Source organism: Borrelia venezuelensis (assembly GCF_023035835.1).
Classification (GTDB): Bacteria; Spirochaetota; Spirochaetia; order Borreliales; family Borreliaceae; genus Borrelia; species Borrelia turicatae.
The window spans coordinates 300503-321430 of sequence record NZ_CP073220.1 but is presented as its reverse complement, the minus strand read 5'-3'; the positions used below and the strand labels follow the sequence as shown (position 1 = coordinate 321430).

Sequence of the window (20928 nt, the reverse complement as noted above, 5' to 3'; positions counted from 1 at the left end):
TAATATAGATATAGCTTGTTTTGAAGTTTTGTATGTTAGTTGAACTTTTTGTAAAAAATTTTGTTTTAATTAAAGAGCTTTCTATTAAGATAAGTACGGGGTTGGTAGCGCTCACAGGTGAGTCTGGAAGTGGAAAAAGCTTATTATTATCATCAATTTATTATTTATTTGGTGGAAAAATTAAAAGTAATATAATTATTAATGGAGAACAGGAATGTGTTTTACTTGCCAAGTTTAGGGTGAATGGTGATGTTAGAGATTATTTGTCTTCTAAAGCTATATTAGCCCCAGATTTTATTATTATAAAAAGAGTAATTATATTTGAATCTTCAGAGACTCTTTTGAGTAATTATTATATTAATAATGAATCAATTTCTAGTACCATATTAAAGCCAATTTTTAATATGTTGATTGAGGTTCATTCTCAAAATCAACAGTATTTAATTTTGAAAAATCCCTCAAGTAATTTGAAGATTTTGGATAATTATGCTAATTTAAATTCTCAATTGGAGAAATATAGATTAGTCTATGAAGAATATATTCAATATTTAAATGACTATGATGATTTTGTTTCGAAAGAGAAATTGCATAAAGATAGTAAAGAGGAATGTGAAAAAATAATTGATGAGATAGATTCTTTTAATCCTAAAATAGGTGAAGAAGAAATTTTAAAGACTAGGTTAGATGAGCTTAAAAATCATGAATCTTTATGTAATGCACTTTCAAGCTTGAAGAGTGTTTTGAGCTTGAATAATAATGTTTCTGCTTTAAGTAAGATAAGGAATGTAATTTGTGATGCTGAGTATCTCTCAGGAGTGAACAATAATTATTTTGAACTTGAAAATCGTCTTAAGAGTTCTTACTATGAGCTTGAAGATATTGGTCAAGCTTATAGTAGGTATCTTTTTGACAAGACTTATGATGAGAAGGAAATTGAGTCAGTAGAGAATAGTTTACATGACCTCTCTCGTCTTCGCAAAAAATATGGACCAAGTCTTGAGGATGTCATAGTATTTAGGAAAAGGTGTGATGACATTATTGATTTGTCACTTAATTTTGAGACTGAAAGATTGGGTAAAGAGCAAATGTTAAATGATTTGTTTGAGAGAGTGAAAAAATTGGCATTCGATATCTCAAGTGTTAGAGAGGCTGCTGCTTTAAGATTTGCATCTGGAGTAACTGAGATTTTGCATAAGCTTAATATGGGTGATGCAGATTTTTTTGTGTCAGTCTCTGAAGGAAAAATCAAATCAACGGGTATAGATAAGGTGGAATTTTTAATTTCTAGTAATACTGGGCTAAAAGCCCAACCAATTTATAGAATTGCATCTGGGGGTGAGCTTTCAAGAATAATGTTGGCTATTAAGAGTGTTCAAAATGTTGATGAGAGTAAGCTTATCATATTTGATGAGATTGATTCTGGTATAGGGGGTGAGTCTGGGATGAGTTTGGGCAAGTATTTAAAAGGATTGTCAGAAAATATGCAAATATTTGTTGTTACTCATCTTGCTAATATTGCAAGTCTTTCAGATTATCATATTTTGGTAAAAAAGGAATATATTGAAGATAGGACTTATGTTCAGGCCTGTTTATTATTGGGTAATGATCGTGTTTTAGAGGTTGCTCGCATGCTTAGTGGAAATGTTAATGATATTAGCTTTCAACATGCAGAAGAGCTTTTAAAAGGTAATAATTGATATGAGTGGGTATTTATGGATTTAGTGCATAATGAAAATTATCAAAAAATTTTGTTTATTGATGATCTTATTTTGCAAGCTTTAAAAGATATAAAAGGCATCAAGAAATCCGGTAAGCTTGCACTGGATTCAGGTGTAACGGTTAATTTTATTAACTTAAATTTAAATGTTCTAAGTTATATTGCATCATTAAATTATTTTTACACAAAGCCTAGATTAAAAGTTAACTATGATTTTCGAGTAAATCTTTTTAGTTTTATTTCTGATTTTTCGTTGTTTGTAAGTCCTGTTTTACTTATTTCTTTTGGCGAACTTATGGATAATGAGTCTGTGCTTAATTTAAATCCTGAAGAACGATTTTTGATTATTAGAAAGTTAGGATATCTTATTGATTTGGGAATGTATTTTAGTAAAGGTGATTCTAAAGCGATTCTCTTTTTAGAAGATATATATCTTAAATTTATTGTTCTGGTTAAAAATTTTATTGATTTTAAGAATTTGTCAAAAAATTTAGTTATTGATAGTCCTTTTTATAAGGTTCAATTAGCTCATCTTATTAAATCTTTAGATCTCCTAGAGGAAGGAGCATTTTTGTTAAGATCAAGATATGAAGTAAATGGGGCTTATGGACTCTCAGAACAGATTTTAAGTTATATTCAGGCCGGAAAAACTTTAGCTACTGTTACTTCTCAGAAATCGATAGCTGAGAAATTTACAAAATTTTATGAAGTTTGGTCTGTTAAATTTCAGTCGGATTTGAGCAAGAGTAGATGAGTTTGAGGGGAGGATTTTAATAGGTGTGAATCTTTGTAAAGAAAATTCAACTCGATTTAGAAAAATCAAAAATTTTTTGTTATCAATTTTTTTATTGATATTCATAGTATTAGTTGATTCTATCTTGAAATCAACGATTGATATTTCAATCTTTTATAAGTTTAATCACTTTAAGAAGTCTGATAATTTGGTTGATATTGTTCCAAAGCGTAATGTTTTTATTAATGATCAAATTTTGAATCTAGATCTCAATAAATATGATTATCATGTTGTAAGTGATCGTTTAGTAAGTTTTTCAGACTATTATTATGTGCTTAACAGGTTTAAAAATAATTATTCTGTATTTTCTAGAGAGACAGATAAATTTTTATTTTCTTTGGCATATAAGGATTTTGTTTTTACAAAAGATAATGTTGTTTTTGCTTTAAATAATTTACATAAGGCTTTAGAAGTTTATGGGGCAGATGGAAGTAGAATTTTGTCTTTCAAGTTTATGGCTTCAATATTAAGTATTGATTATAATGATGATGTTTTGGCTTTAGGACTTTCTGATGGCAAGACTTATGTGTATAAACGTGGAAAAATGGTTTATGGTGGTGATTTATTAGGTGTTGGTTTGCCAATTATATGTCTTAAGTTAAGCTTAAATAATAAATATTTATGTATTTTGAGAGGGAATGAGGAATACTCTATAGAGGTTTTTAACTTAGAGGATGGATATAATCAGTTTTTATATTTGAAAAATTTAAAGATTAAAGATTTTAATCCTTTTTTTAAGATTGATAAATTTTATAATTTGTTTGTCGAGACTGCAAATTCATTTTTAATACTTAATATTAATAGTGGTAAAACTTTTAAAGTTGATAATAAAAATTCTGTTTTAAAAGCCTCTTATGATCCTTTTTCTAGAGTGTATAGGGTATATTTTTATGATTTGAGTGGTAGTATGATCAATATAAGGACTTATTCTGTAGATTCTTATAATTTATTTGATAATATCTTTTTTAAAGATAAGGTGAATTCATATGTTGAATTTGATGAAGGAATTTTATATTTTAATGATAATAGTGATTTAAATTATTTAGGGTTGTAGTTGTGATGATAATTGCTGTTCTTTTTTTCTTTAATTTTTTTAATTTGTATGCGTTTTTGGAGTTTGGAAAGGATGAGAAGTTTGATTTGGTAAGTGATTTTGGAGAATTGAGAAATGATACTTTAAGTATTGGTATAAAATTAAGAGCTTTAGATACACACTTTTCTATTTTTTCAAATAATTATAAGATTTTGTATTCCAAGAATAAGGTTAGTGAATATGATGGAAGCATTTTGATCATTTTTGATAAAGATTTGGGTTTTAATTTGGAATTTTTTGGTGATTTTATATATAATAATGAGAAAATTTTTTTGAAGAATGATAATAAAGTTTTTGATGTAGTGGTTGTTGATCATTATAGTGGGCGTATAATTAATCCTTTATTTGTGATAAAGAATAGAAATAATTTAAATATCAATTCTTCCTTTTTATTAAGTAATATCCTTTTAAAAGGTAAGGATGATACAATGTTTGAGTTAAAGGAAAATATTGATTTAGATTTAGAATTGGGTGATTATGGTCTTGTTTTAAATTTTTTGAAAAAAGATATTGGTGTTGCAAAAGCTATTAATGGTATTTACTATTTTGAAGTGTTTTTAAATAATAACAGTATTTTTCGTGCTGATTTTCAGAGCATGTCTTTAAACGGTAATTCATATGTTGTTTTTGATAATAAGGATTATAATTTAGATCTTTTTAACATAAAAAGAGATAATGGAAACATTGAGATAAATAATCTTGAGTTTACTAGCGGTCATAACGAAATTAAGATTAAATATGGCGATGTTTATAATACCGAAAATAGTTTAACTTATAGGTTTACACTTAATGGGTAATATTTTTCATATACCTGTACTTCTTGAGGAAATTATTAATCTTTTAGAGGCATCAAATATAAGTGATGGGTTTGTTTTTGTTGATTGTACTCTTGGGGAAGGTGGGCACTCAAGTGCAGTTCTTAAGAAGTATCAAAACATAAATGTGATTGGGATTGATAGGGATGACGTTGTTTTAAATAGGGCAAAAGAATCTCTTATAGAATTTAAGGGAAGAGTTTCATATTTTAATGCTTGGTTTGATGATTTCTTTAGTGAATATCCTTTAAGTAGTAAAATCAATTTTATTTTAGCTGATCTTGGTATTTCCATGTTTCATTACAAAATGAGTGGTAGGGGATTTTCTTTTTTTGAAGATGAAAGATTAGATATGAGGCTGAATCCTGGTGCTGGAGGTCTTAGTGCTTATGATATTATCAATACTTTTGACAAAAAAAGACTTGAAAATTTAATATATGAATTAAGTGGTGAACGTTATTCTAGAAGAATTGTTAAATCTATCTTAGAATATAGAAAAATTAAGAAAATAGAAACCCCAAGAGAGTTGCAGGACATAGTTAGCAAAGCCTATCCTAGGATAAAGCTTAAAATAAATCCGGCAACAAAAACTTTTCAAGCGTTAAGAATTTATGTTAATGATGAGCTTTTTCGTTTAAAGAGAAGCTTGCCATTATGGGTAGAAAGCTTATCAAATAATGGCGTCTTGGCTATTGTTACATTTCATTCATTGGAAGATAAAATTGTAAAAGAGTTTTTTAAAGGTTTAAGTAAAGACCAATATTGTATACTTACTAAAAAGCCTATAATGCCAAGGTGTGAAGAAAAGAGATTTAATAATGCATCACGAAGTGCTAAGCTTAGAGTCATCAAAAAATTATATGAGTAAAATGGGAAAAATTGAAGTTAGATTATACTTTTTATTGATTCTGATATTAACAATTATAATATGCTTAAATATTTATCTTAATTTTAGATATGTTGTAAAGTTGCGTGAGTTTGAAGGTTTAAATAATGAACAAAGTAATATTATTGATGAAAATCTTAGGTTGTTAACCATAATATATGAACTTCAAAGTATTGATAGGATAGAAGAGCTTAGTAAAGATTATTTGAATTTAGAAAAAAAGGATAATAAGGATATAAATGTTATTAAACGATAGAATCTATGAGGGTTTTTGGTGCATATAAAGATTGAAGACATTTTAGATTCTCTAAAGGATATTAAATTTGTTGGTTATGCAAGTAGTATGCAAAAGATTGTATCGTTTTATTCGCTTGATAGTCGTGAAATAAATGCTAAAAATAGTAGTGCTAGTCTTTATTTTGCATATAAAGGTGATAGGGTGGATGGATTTTCTTTTGTCGAATATTTAATTGATATTGGTGTTAAATGTTTTGTGTGCTCTAAAGATTGTGAGAGTTTGTGTCTTGAGTATTTAAACAGAGATGAGAATTTGGTTTTTTTGCTTACTAGTAATGTGGTTATTTTTCTTCAAAACTTAGCAGCACATTTTATTACAAGAACAAGTTTTAAGAGGATAGCTATTACTGGTAGTAATGGAAAGACTACAACAAAAGAGATGCTTTACAGCATATTGTCAGAGAGATATAAAACTTGCAAAACTTGGGGAAATTTAAATTCGGATATTGGGTTGCCTTTGAGTATTTTGAGAACTGAGGGAGATGAAGAGTATGCTGTTTTTGAAGTGGGGATTAGCTATATTGGAGAGATGAACCTTCTTGCTGAAATATTAAATCCCGAAATTGTTATTGTAACAAATATAAGTTATGCTCATATGCAAGCTTTTGAAGATCTAGAGATTGTTACTGCTGAGAAGGGTAAAATCATGACTAAGAGTACTCAGATGGTAATTTTAAATGAGAGTTGTCCTTATCATTTACATTTAAGAGTAATGGCTAAGTCTATTAATCCAGGGATTAATATTTTTTATTTTGATTTTCATAGTCTTCAAATTAGATCATTTGCATTTGTAAATGATAAATTTTTTTATGATTTTACTTATAAAGGGTTTGATTATTCTATTTTATTACCCGGTCAGCATAATATTTTCAATGCAATATCTTGCATTCATTTAGCTTTGTTGCTTGGACTGAGTGAAAATGAGATTCGTAATGGTTTATTGCACGCTGATTTTCAAAAAGGTAGGGCAGAGCTTTTAAGAGTAAAGGATTATTTGATTTTGAATGATTCTTATAACGGTAATTTAGGTTCATTTATGGCGTTAAAGGAGATGATTTTAGGTCTTGAGATAAATGGTAAAAAATTTATTATTCTTGGTGCTTTTAAAGAACTTGGAAAATTTGCGTATGAGATACATAAAACAGCGATTAGGGAAGTTGTTTTGATGAATTTTGATAAAGGTTTTTTAATTGGTGAAGAATTTCAAGAAGTAAAAAAAATTGAAAACTTAACATTAGATAATTTATTTTATTTTAGTAATTTTGAAAATTTTATTGATTATTTTGTGAAGAATTTGGAATCTGAGTGTTTTATTGCTATTAAAGGGTCAAGGTCAAATAGACTTGAAAGGATTCTTGATTATCTTTAAGGACTAATGGGAGGGATATGTTTTGTCTTTTAGGACTTAGATTGTTGAAATATATTACTTTTAGAACCGCTTATGCTACTATTTTTGCATTTTTGCTTGCATTAATTTTTGGTCCATTTATTATTTTAAGACTTAAAAAACTAAAACTAGATCAAATATTAAGGAAAGATGGACCAAAGCGCCATTTAAGTGAGAAGATAGGAATTCCTACTATGGGAGGTATTCTTATTTTTTTTTGTGTTTTAGTTTCTTTATTTTTCTGGATTGATTTTTGGAATATTTACTTTTTAATTATACTTTTTGTCATGGTTAGTTTTGCTTGTTTAGGATTTATGGATGATTTGCTAAAAATAAAGAGAAAAAATTCAGATGGGCTTAATCCTCGATTTAAGATTTATGGGCAAATATTGTTTTCTTGTATTTCAGTTACTATGCTTTATTATTTTGGCGATGAACATGTTAGTATAATTTATTTCCCTTTTTTTAAGTCTCTTAAATTAGATTTGGGGGTGTTGTATATTCCATTTGGGATGTTTATTTTAATATCCGCGTCTAATTCTTTTAATTTGACAGATGGACTTGATGGACTTGCTATTGGACTTAGTATTGTTGTAACAGGAGCTCTAGTAATAATTGCATATCTTGCAAGTAGAGTAGATTTTGCATTTTATTTAAATATTCCAAATATTAAAGGTGCTGAAGAACTTGTAGTATTTCTTGGAGCTTTACTTGGCGGTAGTTTTGGATTTTTGTGGTTTAATGCGTATCCTGCTAAAATAATGATGGGTGATACTGGTAGTCTTTCAATCGGGGCGGTTCTTGGGATGACAGCTTTAATCTTAAAGAGTGAGATTCTTTTTGCAATTCTTGCAGGGGTTTTTGTGGTTGAGACTTTATCTGTAATTATTCAAGTTGTAGTTTATAAGCATACTAAGAAAAGGGTTTTTAAAATGGCACCACTGCATCATCATTTTGAGGAGCTTGGGTGGTCTGAAATGCAGGTTGTTATTAGATTTTGGATAATAGGTTTGATATTTGCTATAATTGCTTTAAGCACTCTTAAGATTAGATGAGTTTAAATTGATATTTATGTTTGTAGAGAGAACCTCTCTTAGAAAATGTTATTTACTTGTTTTATGGTCGCTTATTGCTTATGGTCTTGTTGTATTTTATACATCTTCATTTTTTTTAAGTCTAGAACTTACAGGGGATCCTAATTTTTTATTCTTAATGCGTCTTAAATATCTTTTTTTAAGTTTTATTGTATTTTTTGTCTTTGAAAGGATTCCTTTAGATTTTTTAAAAAAAATTGTTTCTATTATATTGCTTGTAACTTTTACATTAGTTTTGGCAACTTTTTTCTCTCCTAGTGTTTCAGGAACACAAAGGTGGATATTTTTAAAAGGCGTTAGTATTCAGCCTTCAGAGATTTTTAAGGTATCTTTTACGATTTATCTTGCGAGTTATTTGAGTAGATTTAGATTAAAGTCAGATAATAATATTTCTTATTGGCTAAAGCCAATGTTAATTTTTGGTATTTTTTGGTTGCTCATAATTTTGCAAAATGATTATTCAACGGCTATTTATTTTGCTATGCTTTTCTTTATTGTTTTGTTTGTTTCTGGAATGTCATTGGGATATGTTTTTGCTATTTTATTTACTTTTGTTCCAATTGCTATGCTTTTTTTAATATTTGAACCTTACAGAGTTGCTAGAATTTTTGCATTTTTAAATCCTTATGATGATCCTTTGGGAAGAGGATATCAAATAATTGCATCACTTAATGCTTTTAAGAGTGGTGGTCTTGGGGGGAGGGGGCTTGGAATGGGTGAGGTAAAGCTTGGCAGACTTCCAGAGGCTAATTCTGATTTTATTTTTTCTGTGCTTGGAGAGGAATTAGGATTTTTTGGGATTTGTCTTGCTATTGTATTATTTTTTTTATTGTTCTATTTTGGGTATTTTGTTGCCCTTTTTGCTAAGACCAGATTTAGATTTTTTATTGCGTTTATTGCAAGTCTTACAATTTTTCTTCAAAGCATCATGAATATTTTAATTGCAATTGGTCTTTTGCCTCCCACAGGTATAAATTTACCATTTTTTTCGTCAGGTGGTTCTTCTATTGTTGTTACAATGGCTCTTTCTGGACTTATTGCAAATGTTTCTAGAGATGTTGAAGGTGAATAGTTTGAAGTTTTATCAAAATGATAATTTAATCTTAAATTTATGTTGATTTATAGAAAATTTTTAATTATATATATTTATGTAATAATTTCTCTTATACTACTTGAGATTGTTTTTATTATTTTTATTTCCCCTTATTTTCTAATCAGATACATTAGTTTTAATGATAGTATTCATATTTCTAAGGAAGAGATATTGAGTATTTCAGGAATTAAGCCTAATACTTATTATTATGATGCTGATGTTAGTGCTTATGAGAAAAATATTATGAGAGATCGAAGGGTAAAGAATGTGACGGTAAAACTTAAATTTCCTAATACAATTAGCATTAATATTGAGAGAAGAGTGCCTATCGTTACTGCTTATGAGAATGTTGATGGCAGTTTTATTTACTATTTTATTGCTTCAGACGGTTTAATTTTGGAAAAGTGTAAAGATTTAATTTATGATTTACCTATAGTTAGTGGATTAAATTTAAATGGCAATGAAGTTGGTGATTTTTTAGAAGATAGAATGCTTGCTATTATAAAGAACCTTAACTATGTTAAAATAAATCAAAATACTTTGTATAATTTAATATCGGAAATTAATTTTTTGAAGTTGAATTTTTATGATTACAAGATTTTTTTGTATATAAAAAATATATATAATAAGATATTAATAACAACGGATATGGATTTAATAAGTGTAATGCATAAGGTATTCATGATATCTGATTTGCTTAAGGGAAGGTCTGATACTGTTGATTTAAGAAGCGGTAATATCATTTTGTTAGGAGAAGATTAGTGTCTAGGGATTTGATAGTAGGATTAGATGTTGGAACTTCAAAGATTTGTACTGTCGTAGCTGAGGTAAACTTGAATAATCAGTTGGAAATAGTTGGAATAGGCACTAGTGTATCAAGAGGTGTGAGGAAAGGTGTTCTTATAAATATTGAAGCTGCACTTGATTCAATTTCTAGTTCTATTGAAGCTGCTGAACTTATTTCTGGGTGTGATATTTCCGCTCTTTCTGTGTCTATGTCAGGTAGTAGTATCGAGGGTACTAATTCTCGTGGGGTTGTTGCAATAAATTCAAAAACCAGGGAGATTGATAATGAAGATGTTGAACGTGTTATTGAAGCTGCTAAGGCAATTGTGATTCCGATGGATAGAGAAATTTTACATGTGATTCCTCAAGAATTTATTGTGGATGGGATTCCTCATATAAAAAATCCAATAGATATGATGGGAATCCGCCTTGAGGGTGAAGTGCATATTATTACTGGATCTAGTTCTTCAAGTCAGAATTTGGTTAGGTGTGTGAATCGTGCTGGATTTTCTGTTGATGAAGTTGTGCTTGGAAGTTTGGCCTCATCTTATGCTACTTTATCTAAGGAAGAGAGAGAAATGGGAGTTTTGTTTGTTGACATGGGTAAAGGTACAACAGACATAATTCTTTATATTGATGGCTCTCCTTATTATACCGGAGTAATTCCTATAGGTGCAAATAGAGTTACTCTTGATATTGCACAAGTGTGGAAAGTACCTGAAGATATTGCTGAGAATATTAAAATAACGGCTGGTGTTGCTCATATTTCTGCTCTTGAGAGTCAAGTGGAAAGTGTTATTATTCCTAATCTTGGAACCAGGCCGCCTCAAGAGAAAAGTCGAAAAGAATTGGCTATAATAATTAATTCAAGATTAAGTGAGATTTTTGAGATGATAAAAGCTGAAATAATGAAGAGAGGGCTTTATAATAAGATTAATGGAGGAATTGTTTTAACTGGAGGAGGCTCTTTGTTTCCCGGTATTTCTAATTTAACAGAAGAAATATTTAAATATCCATCAAGAATAGGATTTCCAATGAATATTAATGGGGTTGGAGAGGAATATATTGGTCCTAAATTTTCCTCAGCTCTTGGGCTTGTTCTTTATAAGCATGAACAGCAAAAATTCAATAAATTAAAGAAGGGAAATAATAAATCTAAGAGACAAAGTAAAATATCTTCAAAATTGAAAGGTTGGTTTTTGAAGGAGTGGTTTTGACCAGTCATGGAGGAAGTTTAATGAAAGATTATAATATTATTGATAGTCATTCAAAAAGGTTTGATTCTGCTACAAATCCTACGGTTCTTAAAGTAATTGGTGCAGGCGGTGGCGGTAGCAACGCTGTCAATCGTATGATTGAATATGGAGTAAGAGATGTTGAGTTTATTGTAGCAAATACTGATCTTCAAGCTCTTCAAACTTCTATTGCTCCAATAAAGATTGCGCTTGGTGCTAAAGTTACTTCAGGTCTTGGGGCCGGTGGGAAACCTGAGATTGGACAAGCTGCTGCAGAAGAAGATATTGATATTATTAAAAATCATCTAGCAGGTGCTGATATGGTATTTATTACTGCTGGAATGGGCGGAGGAACTGGAACAGGCGCTGCACCTGTTATTGCTCAAGTGGCTAAAGAACTTGGAATTTTGACTGTTGGGGTTGTTACTAAGCCTTTTAAATTTGAAGGCCCTAAAAAGATGCGGCTTGCTGAACAGGGAATAAATAATTTAAGAAAATCCGTTGATACTTTAATCATTATTCCAAATCAAAAACTTTTAACTGTTGTTGATAAGCGAACTACTATTAAGGATGCTTTCAAAAGGGCTGATGATGTTTTAAGGATGGGTGTGCAGGGGATTGCAGGTCTTATTATTGAGCATGGCGAAGTTAATATTGATTTTGCTGATGTTAAGAGCATTATGCAAGGACAAGGTGATGCTTTGATGGGTATTGGTTATGGTAAGGGTGAGAATAGGGCTGTTGATGCGGCTACTTCTGCTATTAGCAATCCTTTGCTTGAAGAGGTTAGAATAGAAGGATCTAAAGGGCTTCTTGTTAATATAACTGGGGGTGAAGATTTTTCATTGCTTGAGCTTGAAGAGATTATGGGAATTATTACAGCTAGTGTTGATGATGAGGCTACCGTAATATATGGGCATGCAATTAATTCAAATCTTGATGATGAGATTTATGTTACAGTTGTTGCTACTGGTTTTTCTTCTAAAAAACAGAAAGATTTATCTGGTGCTGTTGAAAATAATACTTTAAGTTCAAAAGAATTTGATAGTTTAATGTCAGGTAGTCAAGATGTTTCAGGAAGTGTTTATGAGGCGAATGATAATTTTATAGCGAAGTCAAAAAATGTTAATTATTTTGAAGATGATATTGATGTCCCTACATTTCTTAGAAATTTAAATAAAAAAAATAGCGATAATTGAATGAAAAGATGGATACCAATATTTTTGTTTTTAGTTATTTCTTGTGGAGATGAATCTAAGGAAAAAGTAAATCTTGGACTTAGAATAAGAGAAATAGAGATAGCAGGTGGTGGTTCATTAGAAAAAATTGAAGTTTATAAGGAATTTATTGATAAAGAAGAGCAAAATATTTTAAAAATAATAAATTCAATTGATAAAAAGGCTAGATTTTTTAGTTTGATTGGACTTGAGCTTATTAGGCTTGGTCAATATGGACCTGCTATTGAGTATTTGAATAAAAATTTGGAATATGGCCCTGATAATCATTTATCTCATTTTTATATAGGAGTTTCTTCTTATAATTTAGCCAAGGGGATTGAAACCAAAGAAAAGGTTCGTGAATATTTTATTCTTGCTGAAGGTTCTTTTTTAAAATCAATCTCTATTAAAGATGATTTTAAAGAGGCGATTTTTGCTCTCTCTACTATGTATGTTTATGACCTTGATAAACAGTTGGAAGCTAAAGGATATTTAAGCAGACTTGAGTCTATGGGAGAGGATTATTTTGAATTTTTTATGCTGAGGGGTGCAAACTATTATTCTCTTGGTGATTTTGATAATTCTTTGTTGTTTTACAAGAAGGCAAAGGATAAAGCTTTGACTCAAGAGCAAATAGATGGTGTTGATAGAATAATGAATAATTTTAAGTAACTTTTATGTTTAAATTGCTTTATGTTGATAATTTAAGATTTTTAAAGGGTGAAGAGAAACTTAGAATTTTTAATGATTTTGATTTAAGTTGTCTTTGTAAGTTAAGTTTAAGAGATATTTCTAATTATTTATCTAGGGCTTTTAGGAGAGACTATAAGCTTCCAGATTTAAAATTGATAGAAATGCAACAAAAAATTATTAATAAAACAAGTGCAAGAATTGCTGTTTTTGGATCTAAAGATTATCCTTTAAAGCTTAAGAGGATCTATAATCCTCCATTTGCTATTTATTATAAAGGTAATCTTCCAGATTCTAATTCTTTGTCTTGGGCTGTTGTTGGTTCAAGGCAAATCAGTAGAGTGTTGGCAGATAAAGTTAAAGAGTTGTCGTCTCATCTTGCTAAGAATCATGTAGAAATAATATCTGGATTTGCAATAGGAGCTGATATCGCAGCGCATCTTGGTGCAATGAATGAGAAAAAAAGAACATATGCAGTTATTGCAACAGATATTGATAATATTTATCCAAAGCAAAATAGAAAATATGTTGCTTGCCTTTTAGAAAATGGTGGAGGTGTTCTTACTGAAACTTTGCCTTATGAGAAGATACAAAATTATTTTTTTGCAAAGAGAAATAGAATAGTGGCTGGTCTTTCAGATGTTGTTTTTATTACTTGTGCACCAAGGAAATCAGGAGCCTTAATTACTGCTGAGCTTGGACTTGATTTGGGTCTTGATGTTTATGTTTATAATATTGATTATTCTGGTGATGGTTCTAGAGTTTTATATGATTCTGGAGCTCAAGAGATAAAATCTGTATCAGATCTTTATAAGATACTAAATGTTCAGTATAATGAGCCTGAAATTAGTGATAACTCAAAGGTCTGTTGTATATGCAAAGATACATCGAGTATGCTTATTAATAAGTTATTGAATGAAATATCTAAATAGGGGGGGACATCATGAGTTTTAAAGGAACTACAGTTATTGCAATAAGAAGGGGTGGGAAGACTGTAGTAGCAGCAGATGGACAAGTGACTTTTGGATATACTGTTTTGAAATCCAATGCTATTAAAATAAGAAAGTTGTTTAATGGAAAAATTTTAGCAGGATTTGCAGGTTCAACTTCTGATGCTATTACTCTTTTTGAGAAGTTTGAAGAAAAGGTTAAAGCTAGAGAAGATGGAATTATTGATATTAAGAGAGCTGCTGTAGAGCTTGCAAAAGATTGGAGGTCTGACAAAATACTTCATAAACTTGAAGCAATGATGCTCGTAGCTGATTCTGAAAATATTTTATTAATTTCAGGTACCGGAGATGTTGTTGAGCCCGAAGAAGATGTGATTTCGATTGGTAGTGGAGGGAATTATGCATATTCAGCAGCGCTTGCTTATATGGAAAATAAAAAATTAAGTGCTGCTGATATTGCTTTTAAGTCTTTAAAGGTAGCAGCAAGAGTTTGTATATATACAAATTCAAATATCGTGCTTGAGGAGATTAGTTGATGGATAAGACTGAAAATCAAAATATAGTGCCTAAAGAGATTGTTGCAGAGCTAGATAAATATATAATAGGGCAAGTTGAAGCTAAGAAATTGGTTTCAATTGCTCTTGTTAATAGATATATAAGATCTAAGCTTCCCAAGGAAATAAGAGATGATGTTATGCCTAAAAACATTATTATGGTTGGCTCAACTGGAATTGGTAAAACTGAGATTGCAAGAAGGCTTTCAAAGTTTATTAAGGCTCCTTTTATTAAAGTCGAGGCTACAAAATATACCGAGGTAGGTTATGTGGGTCGTGATGTTGAGTCTATGATTCGTGATTTGATGAATATTGCGGTGAATATGGTAAGGGAAGAGATGTATGATTCTGTTCGCGAAGAGGCAAGTAAGCGTGCTGAGGAGAGAATAATTGACAAACTTTTGAAAACTTCTGAGGGTTCTGAGAGTGATAATACAAGTGAAGAAGAAAGAAAAATTCGTGATAAATTAAGAAATAAGTTTAGGAAACAATTAAGAAGTGGGGATATTGATGATAATCTTATTGATATTTATGTTTCAGGAAAAATGCCCGTTTCTACTATCGAAATATTTTCCGGTAGTAATTTCGAAGAGATTGATATGAGTATTGGAGGATTGATTAATAATATATTTGATAGGAAGAAGAGACGGGAATTAAAAATAAAAAAAGCCAGGGAGATAATTATATCTGAGGAGCTTGAAAAGTTAGTGGATCATGAAAATATTGTAGAAGTTGCCAAATCAAGAGTTGAGAATATGGGAATTGTTTTTATTGATGAGATCGATAAGATAGTTACTAAGAATAGAACCGGAAATGATATATCTAGAGAAGGCGTTCAGAGAGATATTTTGCCAATTGTTGAAGGATCTAAGGTTAATACAAAATATGGGATAGTGGATACTTCTCATATTTTGTTCATTGCTGCAGGTGCTTTTAATTTATCAAAGCCATCCGATTTAATACCAGAACTTCAAGGTAGGTTTCCAATTAAGGTTGAGCTTAAAGGTTTAAGTGTGAATGATTTCAAAAATATTTTAAAACACACTAAAAACTCTTTAATAAAACAGTATATTGCAATGTTTAAAGTTTATAATTTGACTTTGACATTTAGTGAAGAAGCGATTGATAGAATTGCTGAACTTGCTTTTGATATGAATTATGAAGGAGAGAATCTTGGAGCAAGAAGGTTGCATGGAGTTATGGAAAAGATTCTTGCCGATCTTTTTTTTGAAGCACCCGGTAGCAAGTTAAAAAAATTTGAAATAAACTTGGACTATGTTAATGAAAAAATAAAAATTAACGAACAAAAAGACTTAAATTATTATATAATATAGTAAAAAGTATTTTGTGATATAGAGGGTGTGAGCTTGAATATTTTTGATAGGTCAATTGATTTAGCGCATAGATATTTGGATGTTCTTAGTTTGAGACAAAGTGTTATAGCTGATAATGTTGCAAATGTAGATACTCCAAATTTTAAGAGAAGTAAGGTCACTTTTGAGTCTGAGCTTGAACGAGCAATTTTTAATGAAGAAGGAGCAAGCAGTTTATCTTTAAGAAGGGGTAATGGTAAGCATTTGGATGGTTTTAAAGAGTTGGGATATTTAGATGTTAAACCTCGCAGAATGCTTGATTATCTCTCTACTCTCAATAATAATGGTAATAATGTTGATATTGATTCTGAGATGAAAAATCTTGCTCAGAATCAAATGATGTATAGTTTGTTTACAAATATTCAAGCCCATCATTTTAAAAGTGTAAATATTGTAATAAAATAAGTTATAACCTCAAGGAATATTATATATGGGATTATTTTCAAGTATTAATACTGCTGCAACGGGTTTGACAGCTCAAAGATTGAGACTAGATGTTATTGCAAATAATATTGCTAATGTGGAGACTACTAGAACTTCTGAGGGGGGCTCTTATAGAAGACAGAGAATAGTTTTTTCTCCAAGGGTTGTAAGTCCGTATTGGAAGGGTCCTTTTGTTCCTGATTATCTTGATAATGGAATTGGTCAGGGTGTAAGGGTTGCTGGTATTGAGAGAGACAAGTCTCCTTTGAAATTAAAGTATGATCCAACTCATCCTGATGCAATAAAATCTGGTGAGCGAAAGGGTTATGTGGAATTTCCTAATGTGAATGCAGTTGAAGAGATGGTGGATATGATATCTGCTTCGCGTGCTTATGAAGCAAATTCTACTGTCATTAATAGTAGCAAAGCAATGTTTAGGAGTGCATTATCGATATTGCAGAATTAAGGAGGTTTGTGAGCAATGGAAGTAGATTCTTTTTTTACAGATAATAATGTTTATTTAGTTCGTAAAAATCCTTTGCATTTTGATAAAAGTTTTTCTGTTTTTGACGTTAAACGTGAGGTAAAGGCAGAGTCTTTCAAAGATTTGTTCTTGAATTTAATATCTGATGTGAATAATAGCCAATTAGATGTATCTAGAATGTCTCAACAAGCTATTTTGCAACCAAATAGTGTCGATGTGCATGATATTACAATAGCAATGGCTAAAGCTAATATGAATTTAAGTATTACAAAGGCTGTTGTTGAGAGAAGTATAAAGGCTTATCAAGATGTAATTAATATTCGTTAAGGAGCTATGCAGTTTGAACAATTTTATTACTAAGTTTTTTGCATCAGTAAATAAAAATTTCAAAAAGGCCAGTATGGTTCAAAAAGTGGCTTTTGGTGTTATTGCTTTATTCATAATTTTAGCATTTATTTTTTTAATAGGATTTTCTACTAAAAAACAAGGTGTTGCTCTTTTTGGTGTTGGCATTAAGGATCAGTACTTGTTAGATAGAATAGTGCAAAGATTGGATAGAGAAAGTGTTGAATATATTATTACTGCTGATGGAAAAATTTACTTAAGTGATGAAAATATGTCAAAAAAAATGAGAGCAATTCTTGTAAGAGAAGAGCTTGTTCCTGTGCATATGGATCCTTGGTCTCTTTTTGATATTGCTAGATGGACCATTACGGATTTTGAGAGAAATGTTAATCTTAGAAGGTCAATTACAAGAGCTGTTGAACAGCATATTGTTGCTCTTGATGATGTTGATGCTGTTAGTATTAATCTTGTGATGCCAGAAAAGGCTCTTTTTAAAGAATCACAGGAAGCAGTTAAAGCGTCTGTTAGAATCACTCCTAAGCCTGGTTCTGATATCGTGACTAATCGTAAAAAAGTGGAAGGACTTGTTAAGCTGATTCAATATGCTATTGAGGGTCTTGAATCAGATAACATTGCTATTGTTGATAATAAAGGGACTGTTTTAAATGATTTTTCTAATTTAGATGGCATTGATAGGATTGATTTGGCTGAAAAGGAAAGAAAGCTTAAATTAAAATATGAATCTATGCTTCGAGATGAAATTGATTCCGCTTTAAGTAAGGTTTTGTCTGTTGATAGGTTTATGATTGCAAGAGTTAATGTGACACTTGATACTTCTCGTCAAACTACGGAATCTAAAGAGTATGCTCCTATTGAGATTGAGCCTCAGGATCCAAAAGTTTCTTATAACACAAGAAAAGTTAGTGATTCTACATTGCTTTCTTCTCAAGTGCATAAAAGAGAATACGAGGGACAAGGTTATAGTCCATGGGGGCCACCTGGTCAAGAAGGTAATACTCCTCCTGAATACCGAGATTTAAGTGATATTATCGGTAAGTCAAATGAGTTTAAAGAAATAAAGAATGTTGCTCTTAATGAGAAAAAATCTTTAAACGAAAAGGAGCCTGCTAGGATTGCAGGGATTTCTCTTGGTATTTTTATAGATGGTGTTTGGGATTTTGTTTATGATGAGTCTGGAAATTTTATTATAGAAAATGGCATGCGTAAAAGGGAATATAAGCCTATTTCTGATGAAGCTTTAAAAAATATTACAGATGTTTTGCAGAGTTCTTTTGAGTATAAGCCTGAGAGGGGAGATTCAATTGCCATTAGGAATGTTGCCTTTGATCGAGTGAATGAATTTAGAAAGATAGATGAAGATTATTTTTCAACTGAAAAATTTAAGTTTCTTATTTTTACAGTAAGTATAATATTTGCATTGTTGATATTAATATTTATGGTATTTTTCATTGTGTCTAGAGAACTTGAGAGAAGAAGACGCCTTAGAGAAGAAGAATTTTCAAGACAAGCACATTTAAGACGCCAACAAGCATTAATGGATAGCGATGATATTGGTGTTGATGATGTTGTTGGTGGAATTAGAGAAGAGGATGAGCTTCAAAGTAATGCTGAACTTTTAGCTAGAGAGAAACCAGAAGATGTTGCTAAGCTTATTAGAACATGGATTGTGAAGAATGTATAAAGGGTAATAATTTATATGGAAGAGCAAAAAGAAAAAGAGATATTAGGTGTTTCTACTTTAACGGGAAAACAGAAAGCTGCTATTTTGTTAGTTTCAATAGGTTCTGAAATTTCATCTAAAATATTTAAGTATTTATCTCAAGAGGAGATAGAATCTTTAACTTTTGAAATAGCAAGACTTGATGTTGTTACTTCTGATCTTAAAGATAGTGTTCTCTTAGAATTTAAAGAGTTGATGATGGCTCAAGAGTTTATTCAAAAGGGTGGAATAGATTATGCTAGGGAGCTTCTTGAGAAATCTCTTGGTACTCAAAAAGCGGTAGATATTATTAATAATTTAGGTTCTGCTTTGCAATCAAGGCCTTTTGAATTTGTTAGGAGAGCAGATCCTGCTAATATTTTAAACTTTATTCAACAAGAACATCCACAGACAATTGCTTTAATACTTTCGTATCTTGATCCTCAAAAGGCTTCATTTATTCTCTCTAGCCTTCCTACTGAAATTCAGACTAATGTTGCAAGAAGAATTGCATTGATGGATAGAACTTCTCCTGAAGTGGTAAGAGAAGTTGAGAGAGTGCTTGAGAAAAAGTTAGCTTCTTTATCTTCAGAGGATTATACTTCAGCTGGAGGCGTTGATAATGTTGTTGAAATAATTAACATGGCCGATCGAAAGACAGAGAAATTTATTATTGAATCCCTTGAAGAAGAGGATCCTGAACTTGCAGAGGAAATTAAAAAGAAAATGTTTGTATTTGAAGATATTGTTCTTCTTGATGATAGATCAATACAGAGAATTTTAAGAGAAATAGATGGTCAGGAGTTAGCAAAAGCTTTAAAATCAGTTGATGCACCTGTTCAAGATAAGATTTTTAAAAATATGTCTAAGAGGGCTGCTGGAATGCTTAAGGAAGATATGGAATTTTTGGGGCCTACTAGACGTAAGGATGTTGAGGAAGCTCAGCAAAAAATTGTTTCTCTTATTAGAAAATTAGAAGAGCAGGGTGAAATAGTAATCTCAAGGGGTGGTGAAGAAGATGTACTTGTCTGAGGAAGGAGTTGTATTTGCCTAAGGTTTTATATAAATCAAAAGAAGTTGTAAATGCAGTAAAGTTAGAGTTTGTTGAGATTACAAATCCTATTTTTAAATCGTTAGAAATTAAGAGAAAAGAAAATGAACTTTGTGACATAGATAGTCGTAGCATTAAGCTTCGCAATGAACTTGAAGACTTAATGAATCAAAGAGCAAAACTTCAAGAGGAAATTGAACGTGAACATGAGTTTGCTAAAAAGGAAATAGATGCTGAATGTTCTAAGATTCTTGAAGAAGCTAAAGAACAGGCTAACAAAATAGTAAGTTTGGCTAGTGAGAGAGCTGAAGCTTTGCAAAAGGAAGCTGAGAACAAAAAAGGGGCTATTGAGCAAGAGTCTAATTTAGAAATTGAAAAAATAGTTAGGGAACATGAAGAGCGATTAAAAAGGGAACTTGAAACGGAAATTGCAAGAGGAAGAAATGAAGGGTATGATGCAGGGTTTAATAAGGGACGTGAAGATTGTGATAAAATATTAGGAAAGTTAAATAGCATAATATCTTCTTTGGTTGCAAAGAGGAAGGAGATCCTTGAATCCTCAGGGGAACACATAATGAATCTTGTTATGCAGATTGCAGTTAAGGTAGTTAAAAAAATTATAGATTCTCAGACAGGTGTTGTCATAGAAAATATAAATGAGGCTTTAAAGAAAGTAAAAAGCAAAACAAATATTATTATTCGTGTTAATCTTGATGATATAGATGTTGTGAGTCATCAAAAACATGAGTTTATTTCTAAATTTGATTTTATAAAAAATCTAGAAGTTGTTGAAGACGTTAATATAGGCAAGGGTGGATGTATTATTGAGACTGATTTTGGGGAAATAGATGCACGAATTTCATCCCAACTGGATAGAATAGAGGAGAAATTTAAAAATTTTTCTTCTATATTTTAGGGATTAAGG

At 30.6% G+C, this 20928-nt stretch carries 22 protein-coding genes; all 22 read left to right on the top strand.

The window, feature by feature from the left end; genetic code table 11:
* Nucleotides 1-32 precede the first annotated feature (32 nt).
* From bvRMA01_RS01545 to fliH, 22 genes are read left to right on the top strand one after another with little or no spacing between them, the layout of a single operon-like run.
* Nucleotides 33-1697, top strand: a complete 1665-nt coding sequence (locus bvRMA01_RS01545; protein ID WP_247031695.1) for a DNA repair protein RecN — start codon at nt 33-35, stop codon at nt 1695-1697.
* 15 nt (nt 1698-1712) lie between these two features.
* Complete coding sequence (locus bvRMA01_RS01540; protein ID WP_247031693.1) at nt 1713-2471, top strand: hypothetical protein; 759 nt, start codon at nt 1713-1715, stop codon at nt 2469-2471.
* A gap of 25 nt (nt 2472-2496) precedes the next feature.
* A complete protein-coding gene (locus bvRMA01_RS01535; RefSeq protein WP_247031691.1) occupies nt 2497-3564 on the top strand; it encodes a hypothetical protein in 1068 nt (355 codons plus the stop codon).
* Nucleotides 3565-3569: 5 nt separating this feature from the next.
* On the top strand, nt 3570-4400 hold the full coding sequence (locus bvRMA01_RS01530) for a hypothetical protein (protein WP_247031689.1): 831 nt from the start codon (nt 3570-3572) through the stop codon (nt 4398-4400).
* A complete protein-coding gene (gene rsmH, locus bvRMA01_RS01525; RefSeq protein ID WP_247031687.1) occupies nt 4393-5286 on the top strand; it encodes a 16S rRNA (cytosine(1402)-N(4))-methyltransferase RsmH in 894 nt (297 codons plus the stop codon). Before bvRMA01_RS01530 ends, rsmH begins: the two co-directional genes overlap by 8 nt.
* Nucleotides 5279-5560, top strand: coding sequence for a hypothetical protein (locus bvRMA01_RS01520; protein WP_119024107.1), 282 nt, complete (start codon nt 5279-5281; stop codon nt 5558-5560). Before rsmH ends, bvRMA01_RS01520 begins: the two co-directional genes overlap by 8 nt.
* A gap of 18 nt (nt 5561-5578) precedes the next feature.
* Nucleotides 5579-6970, top strand: a complete 1392-nt coding sequence (murF, locus tag bvRMA01_RS01515; RefSeq protein ID WP_247031684.1) for a UDP-N-acetylmuramoyl-tripeptide--D-alanyl-D-alanine ligase — start codon at nt 5579-5581, stop codon at nt 6968-6970.
* 17 nt (nt 6971-6987) lie between these two features.
* Nucleotides 6988-8043 (top strand): phospho-N-acetylmuramoyl-pentapeptide-transferase, encoded by a 1056-nt coding sequence (mraY, locus tag bvRMA01_RS01510; protein ID WP_011772260.1) that lies wholly within the window; start codon nt 6988-6990, stop codon nt 8041-8043.
* Between the two features lie 16 nt (nt 8044-8059).
* Nucleotides 8060-9154: a putative lipid II flippase FtsW gene (gene ftsW / locus bvRMA01_RS01505; RefSeq protein ID WP_247031682.1), complete on the top strand. Its 1095-nt coding sequence runs from the start codon at nt 8060-8062 to the stop codon at nt 9152-9154.
* 39 nt (nt 9155-9193) lie between these two features.
* Nucleotides 9194-9937: a cell division protein FtsQ/DivIB gene (locus bvRMA01_RS01500; RefSeq protein WP_247031680.1), complete on the top strand. Its 744-nt coding sequence runs from the start codon at nt 9194-9196 to the stop codon at nt 9935-9937.
* Nucleotides 9937-11178, top strand: a complete 1242-nt coding sequence (ftsA, locus tag bvRMA01_RS01495; protein ID WP_011772257.1) for a cell division protein FtsA — start codon at nt 9937-9939, stop codon at nt 11176-11178. Before bvRMA01_RS01500 ends, ftsA begins: the two co-directional genes overlap by 1 nt.
* Nucleotides 11179-11198: 20 nt before the next feature.
* Nucleotides 11199-12395, top strand: coding sequence for a cell division protein FtsZ (ftsZ, locus tag bvRMA01_RS01490; protein WP_247031678.1), 1197 nt, complete (start codon nt 11199-11201; stop codon nt 12393-12395).
* Nucleotides 12396-13085: a hypothetical protein gene (locus bvRMA01_RS01485; protein WP_247031676.1), complete on the top strand. Its 690-nt coding sequence runs from the start codon at nt 12396-12398 to the stop codon at nt 13083-13085. It begins immediately after the preceding gene.
* 5 nt (nt 13086-13090) lie between these two features.
* Nucleotides 13091-14035, top strand: a complete 945-nt coding sequence (gene dprA, locus bvRMA01_RS01480) for a DNA-processing protein DprA (protein WP_247031674.1) — start codon at nt 13091-13093, stop codon at nt 14033-14035.
* An 11-nt stretch (nt 14036-14046) separates the two neighbouring features.
* Nucleotides 14047-14589: an ATP-dependent protease subunit HslV gene (hslV, locus tag bvRMA01_RS01475; RefSeq protein WP_011772253.1), complete on the top strand. Its 543-nt coding sequence runs from the start codon at nt 14047-14049 to the stop codon at nt 14587-14589.
* The gene (gene hslU / locus bvRMA01_RS01470; RefSeq protein WP_247031672.1) at nt 14589-15941 is read left to right on the top strand and encodes an HslU--HslV peptidase ATPase subunit; all 1353 of its coding nucleotides are present in this window, start codon (nt 14589-14591) and stop codon (nt 15939-15941) included. The genes hslV and hslU overlap by 1 nt, the downstream gene beginning before the upstream one ends.
* 33 nt (nt 15942-15974) lie before the next feature.
* Entirely contained in the window at nt 15975-16385 is a 411-nt protein-coding gene (flgB, locus tag bvRMA01_RS01465) for a flagellar basal body rod protein FlgB (RefSeq protein ID WP_247032395.1), read from the top strand.
* A 25-nt stretch (nt 16386-16410) separates the two neighbouring features.
* Nucleotides 16411-16869, top strand: a complete 459-nt coding sequence (flgC, locus tag bvRMA01_RS01460; protein WP_247031670.1) for a flagellar basal body rod protein FlgC — start codon at nt 16411-16413, stop codon at nt 16867-16869.
* 15 nt (nt 16870-16884) lie between these two features.
* On the top strand, nt 16885-17214 hold the full coding sequence (gene fliE / locus bvRMA01_RS01455; protein WP_011772249.1) for a flagellar hook-basal body complex protein FliE: 330 nt from the start codon (nt 16885-16887) through the stop codon (nt 17212-17214).
* A 13-nt stretch (nt 17215-17227) separates the two neighbouring features.
* Nucleotides 17228-18934, top strand: coding sequence for a flagellar basal-body MS-ring/collar protein FliF (gene fliF / locus bvRMA01_RS01450; protein WP_247031668.1), 1707 nt, complete (start codon nt 17228-17230; stop codon nt 18932-18934).
* 15 nt (nt 18935-18949) lie between these two features.
* Nucleotides 18950-19984, top strand: a complete 1035-nt coding sequence (gene fliG / locus bvRMA01_RS01445; protein ID WP_041178445.1) for a flagellar motor switch protein FliG — start codon at nt 18950-18952, stop codon at nt 19982-19984.
* A gap of 14 nt (nt 19985-19998) precedes the next feature.
* Nucleotides 19999-20919, top strand: coding sequence for a flagellar assembly protein FliH (fliH, locus tag bvRMA01_RS01440; RefSeq protein WP_247031666.1), 921 nt, complete (start codon nt 19999-20001; stop codon nt 20917-20919).
* The last annotated feature ends 9 nt before the right edge of the window (nt 20920-20928 follow it).

What these genes read in the sequence shown, in the direction of transcription:
- bvRMA01_RS01545 (WP_247031695.1), top strand. Translation starts at nt 33, where the DNA reads ATGTTAGTTGAACTTTTTGTAAAAAATTTTGTTTTAATTAAAGAGCTT.
- fliG (WP_041178445.1), top strand. Translation starts at nt 18,950, where the DNA reads ATGGAAGAGCAAAAAGAAAAAGAGATATTAGGTGTTTCTACTTTAACG.
- fliE (WP_011772249.1), top strand. Translation starts at nt 16,885, where the DNA reads ATGGAAGTAGATTCTTTTTTTACAGATAATAATGTTTATTTAGTTCGT.
- dprA (WP_247031674.1), top strand. Translation starts at nt 13,091, where the DNA reads ATGTTTAAATTGCTTTATGTTGATAATTTAAGATTTTTAAAGGGTGAA.
- flgC (WP_247031670.1), top strand. Translation starts at nt 16,411, where the DNA reads ATGGGATTATTTTCAAGTATTAATACTGCTGCAACGGGTTTGACAGCT.
- rsmH (WP_247031687.1), top strand. Translation starts at nt 4,393, where the DNA reads ATGGGTAATATTTTTCATATACCTGTACTTCTTGAGGAAATTATTAAT.
- hslU (WP_247031672.1), top strand. Translation starts at nt 14,589, where the DNA reads ATGGATAAGACTGAAAATCAAAATATAGTGCCTAAAGAGATTGTTGCA.
- bvRMA01_RS01485 (WP_247031676.1), top strand. Translation starts at nt 12,396, where the DNA reads ATGAAAAGATGGATACCAATATTTTTGTTTTTAGTTATTTCTTGTGGA.
- ftsZ (WP_247031678.1), top strand. Translation starts at nt 11,199, where the DNA reads ATGAAAGATTATAATATTATTGATAGTCATTCAAAAAGGTTTGATTCT.
- mraY (WP_011772260.1), top strand. Translation starts at nt 6,988, where the DNA reads ATGTTTTGTCTTTTAGGACTTAGATTGTTGAAATATATTACTTTTAGA.
- hslV (WP_011772253.1), top strand. Translation starts at nt 14,047, where the DNA reads ATGAGTTTTAAAGGAACTACAGTTATTGCAATAAGAAGGGGTGGGAAG.
- ftsW (WP_247031682.1), top strand. Translation starts at nt 8,060, where the DNA reads ATGTTTGTAGAGAGAACCTCTCTTAGAAAATGTTATTTACTTGTTTTA.
- bvRMA01_RS01520 (WP_119024107.1), top strand. Translation starts at nt 5,279, where the DNA reads ATGAGTAAAATGGGAAAAATTGAAGTTAGATTATACTTTTTATTGATT.
- bvRMA01_RS01500 (WP_247031680.1), top strand. Translation starts at nt 9,194, where the DNA reads ATGTTGATTTATAGAAAATTTTTAATTATATATATTTATGTAATAATT.
- bvRMA01_RS01530 (WP_247031689.1), top strand. Translation starts at nt 3,570, where the DNA reads ATGATAATTGCTGTTCTTTTTTTCTTTAATTTTTTTAATTTGTATGCG.
- bvRMA01_RS01540 (WP_247031693.1), top strand. Translation starts at nt 1,713, where the DNA reads ATGGATTTAGTGCATAATGAAAATTATCAAAAAATTTTGTTTATTGAT.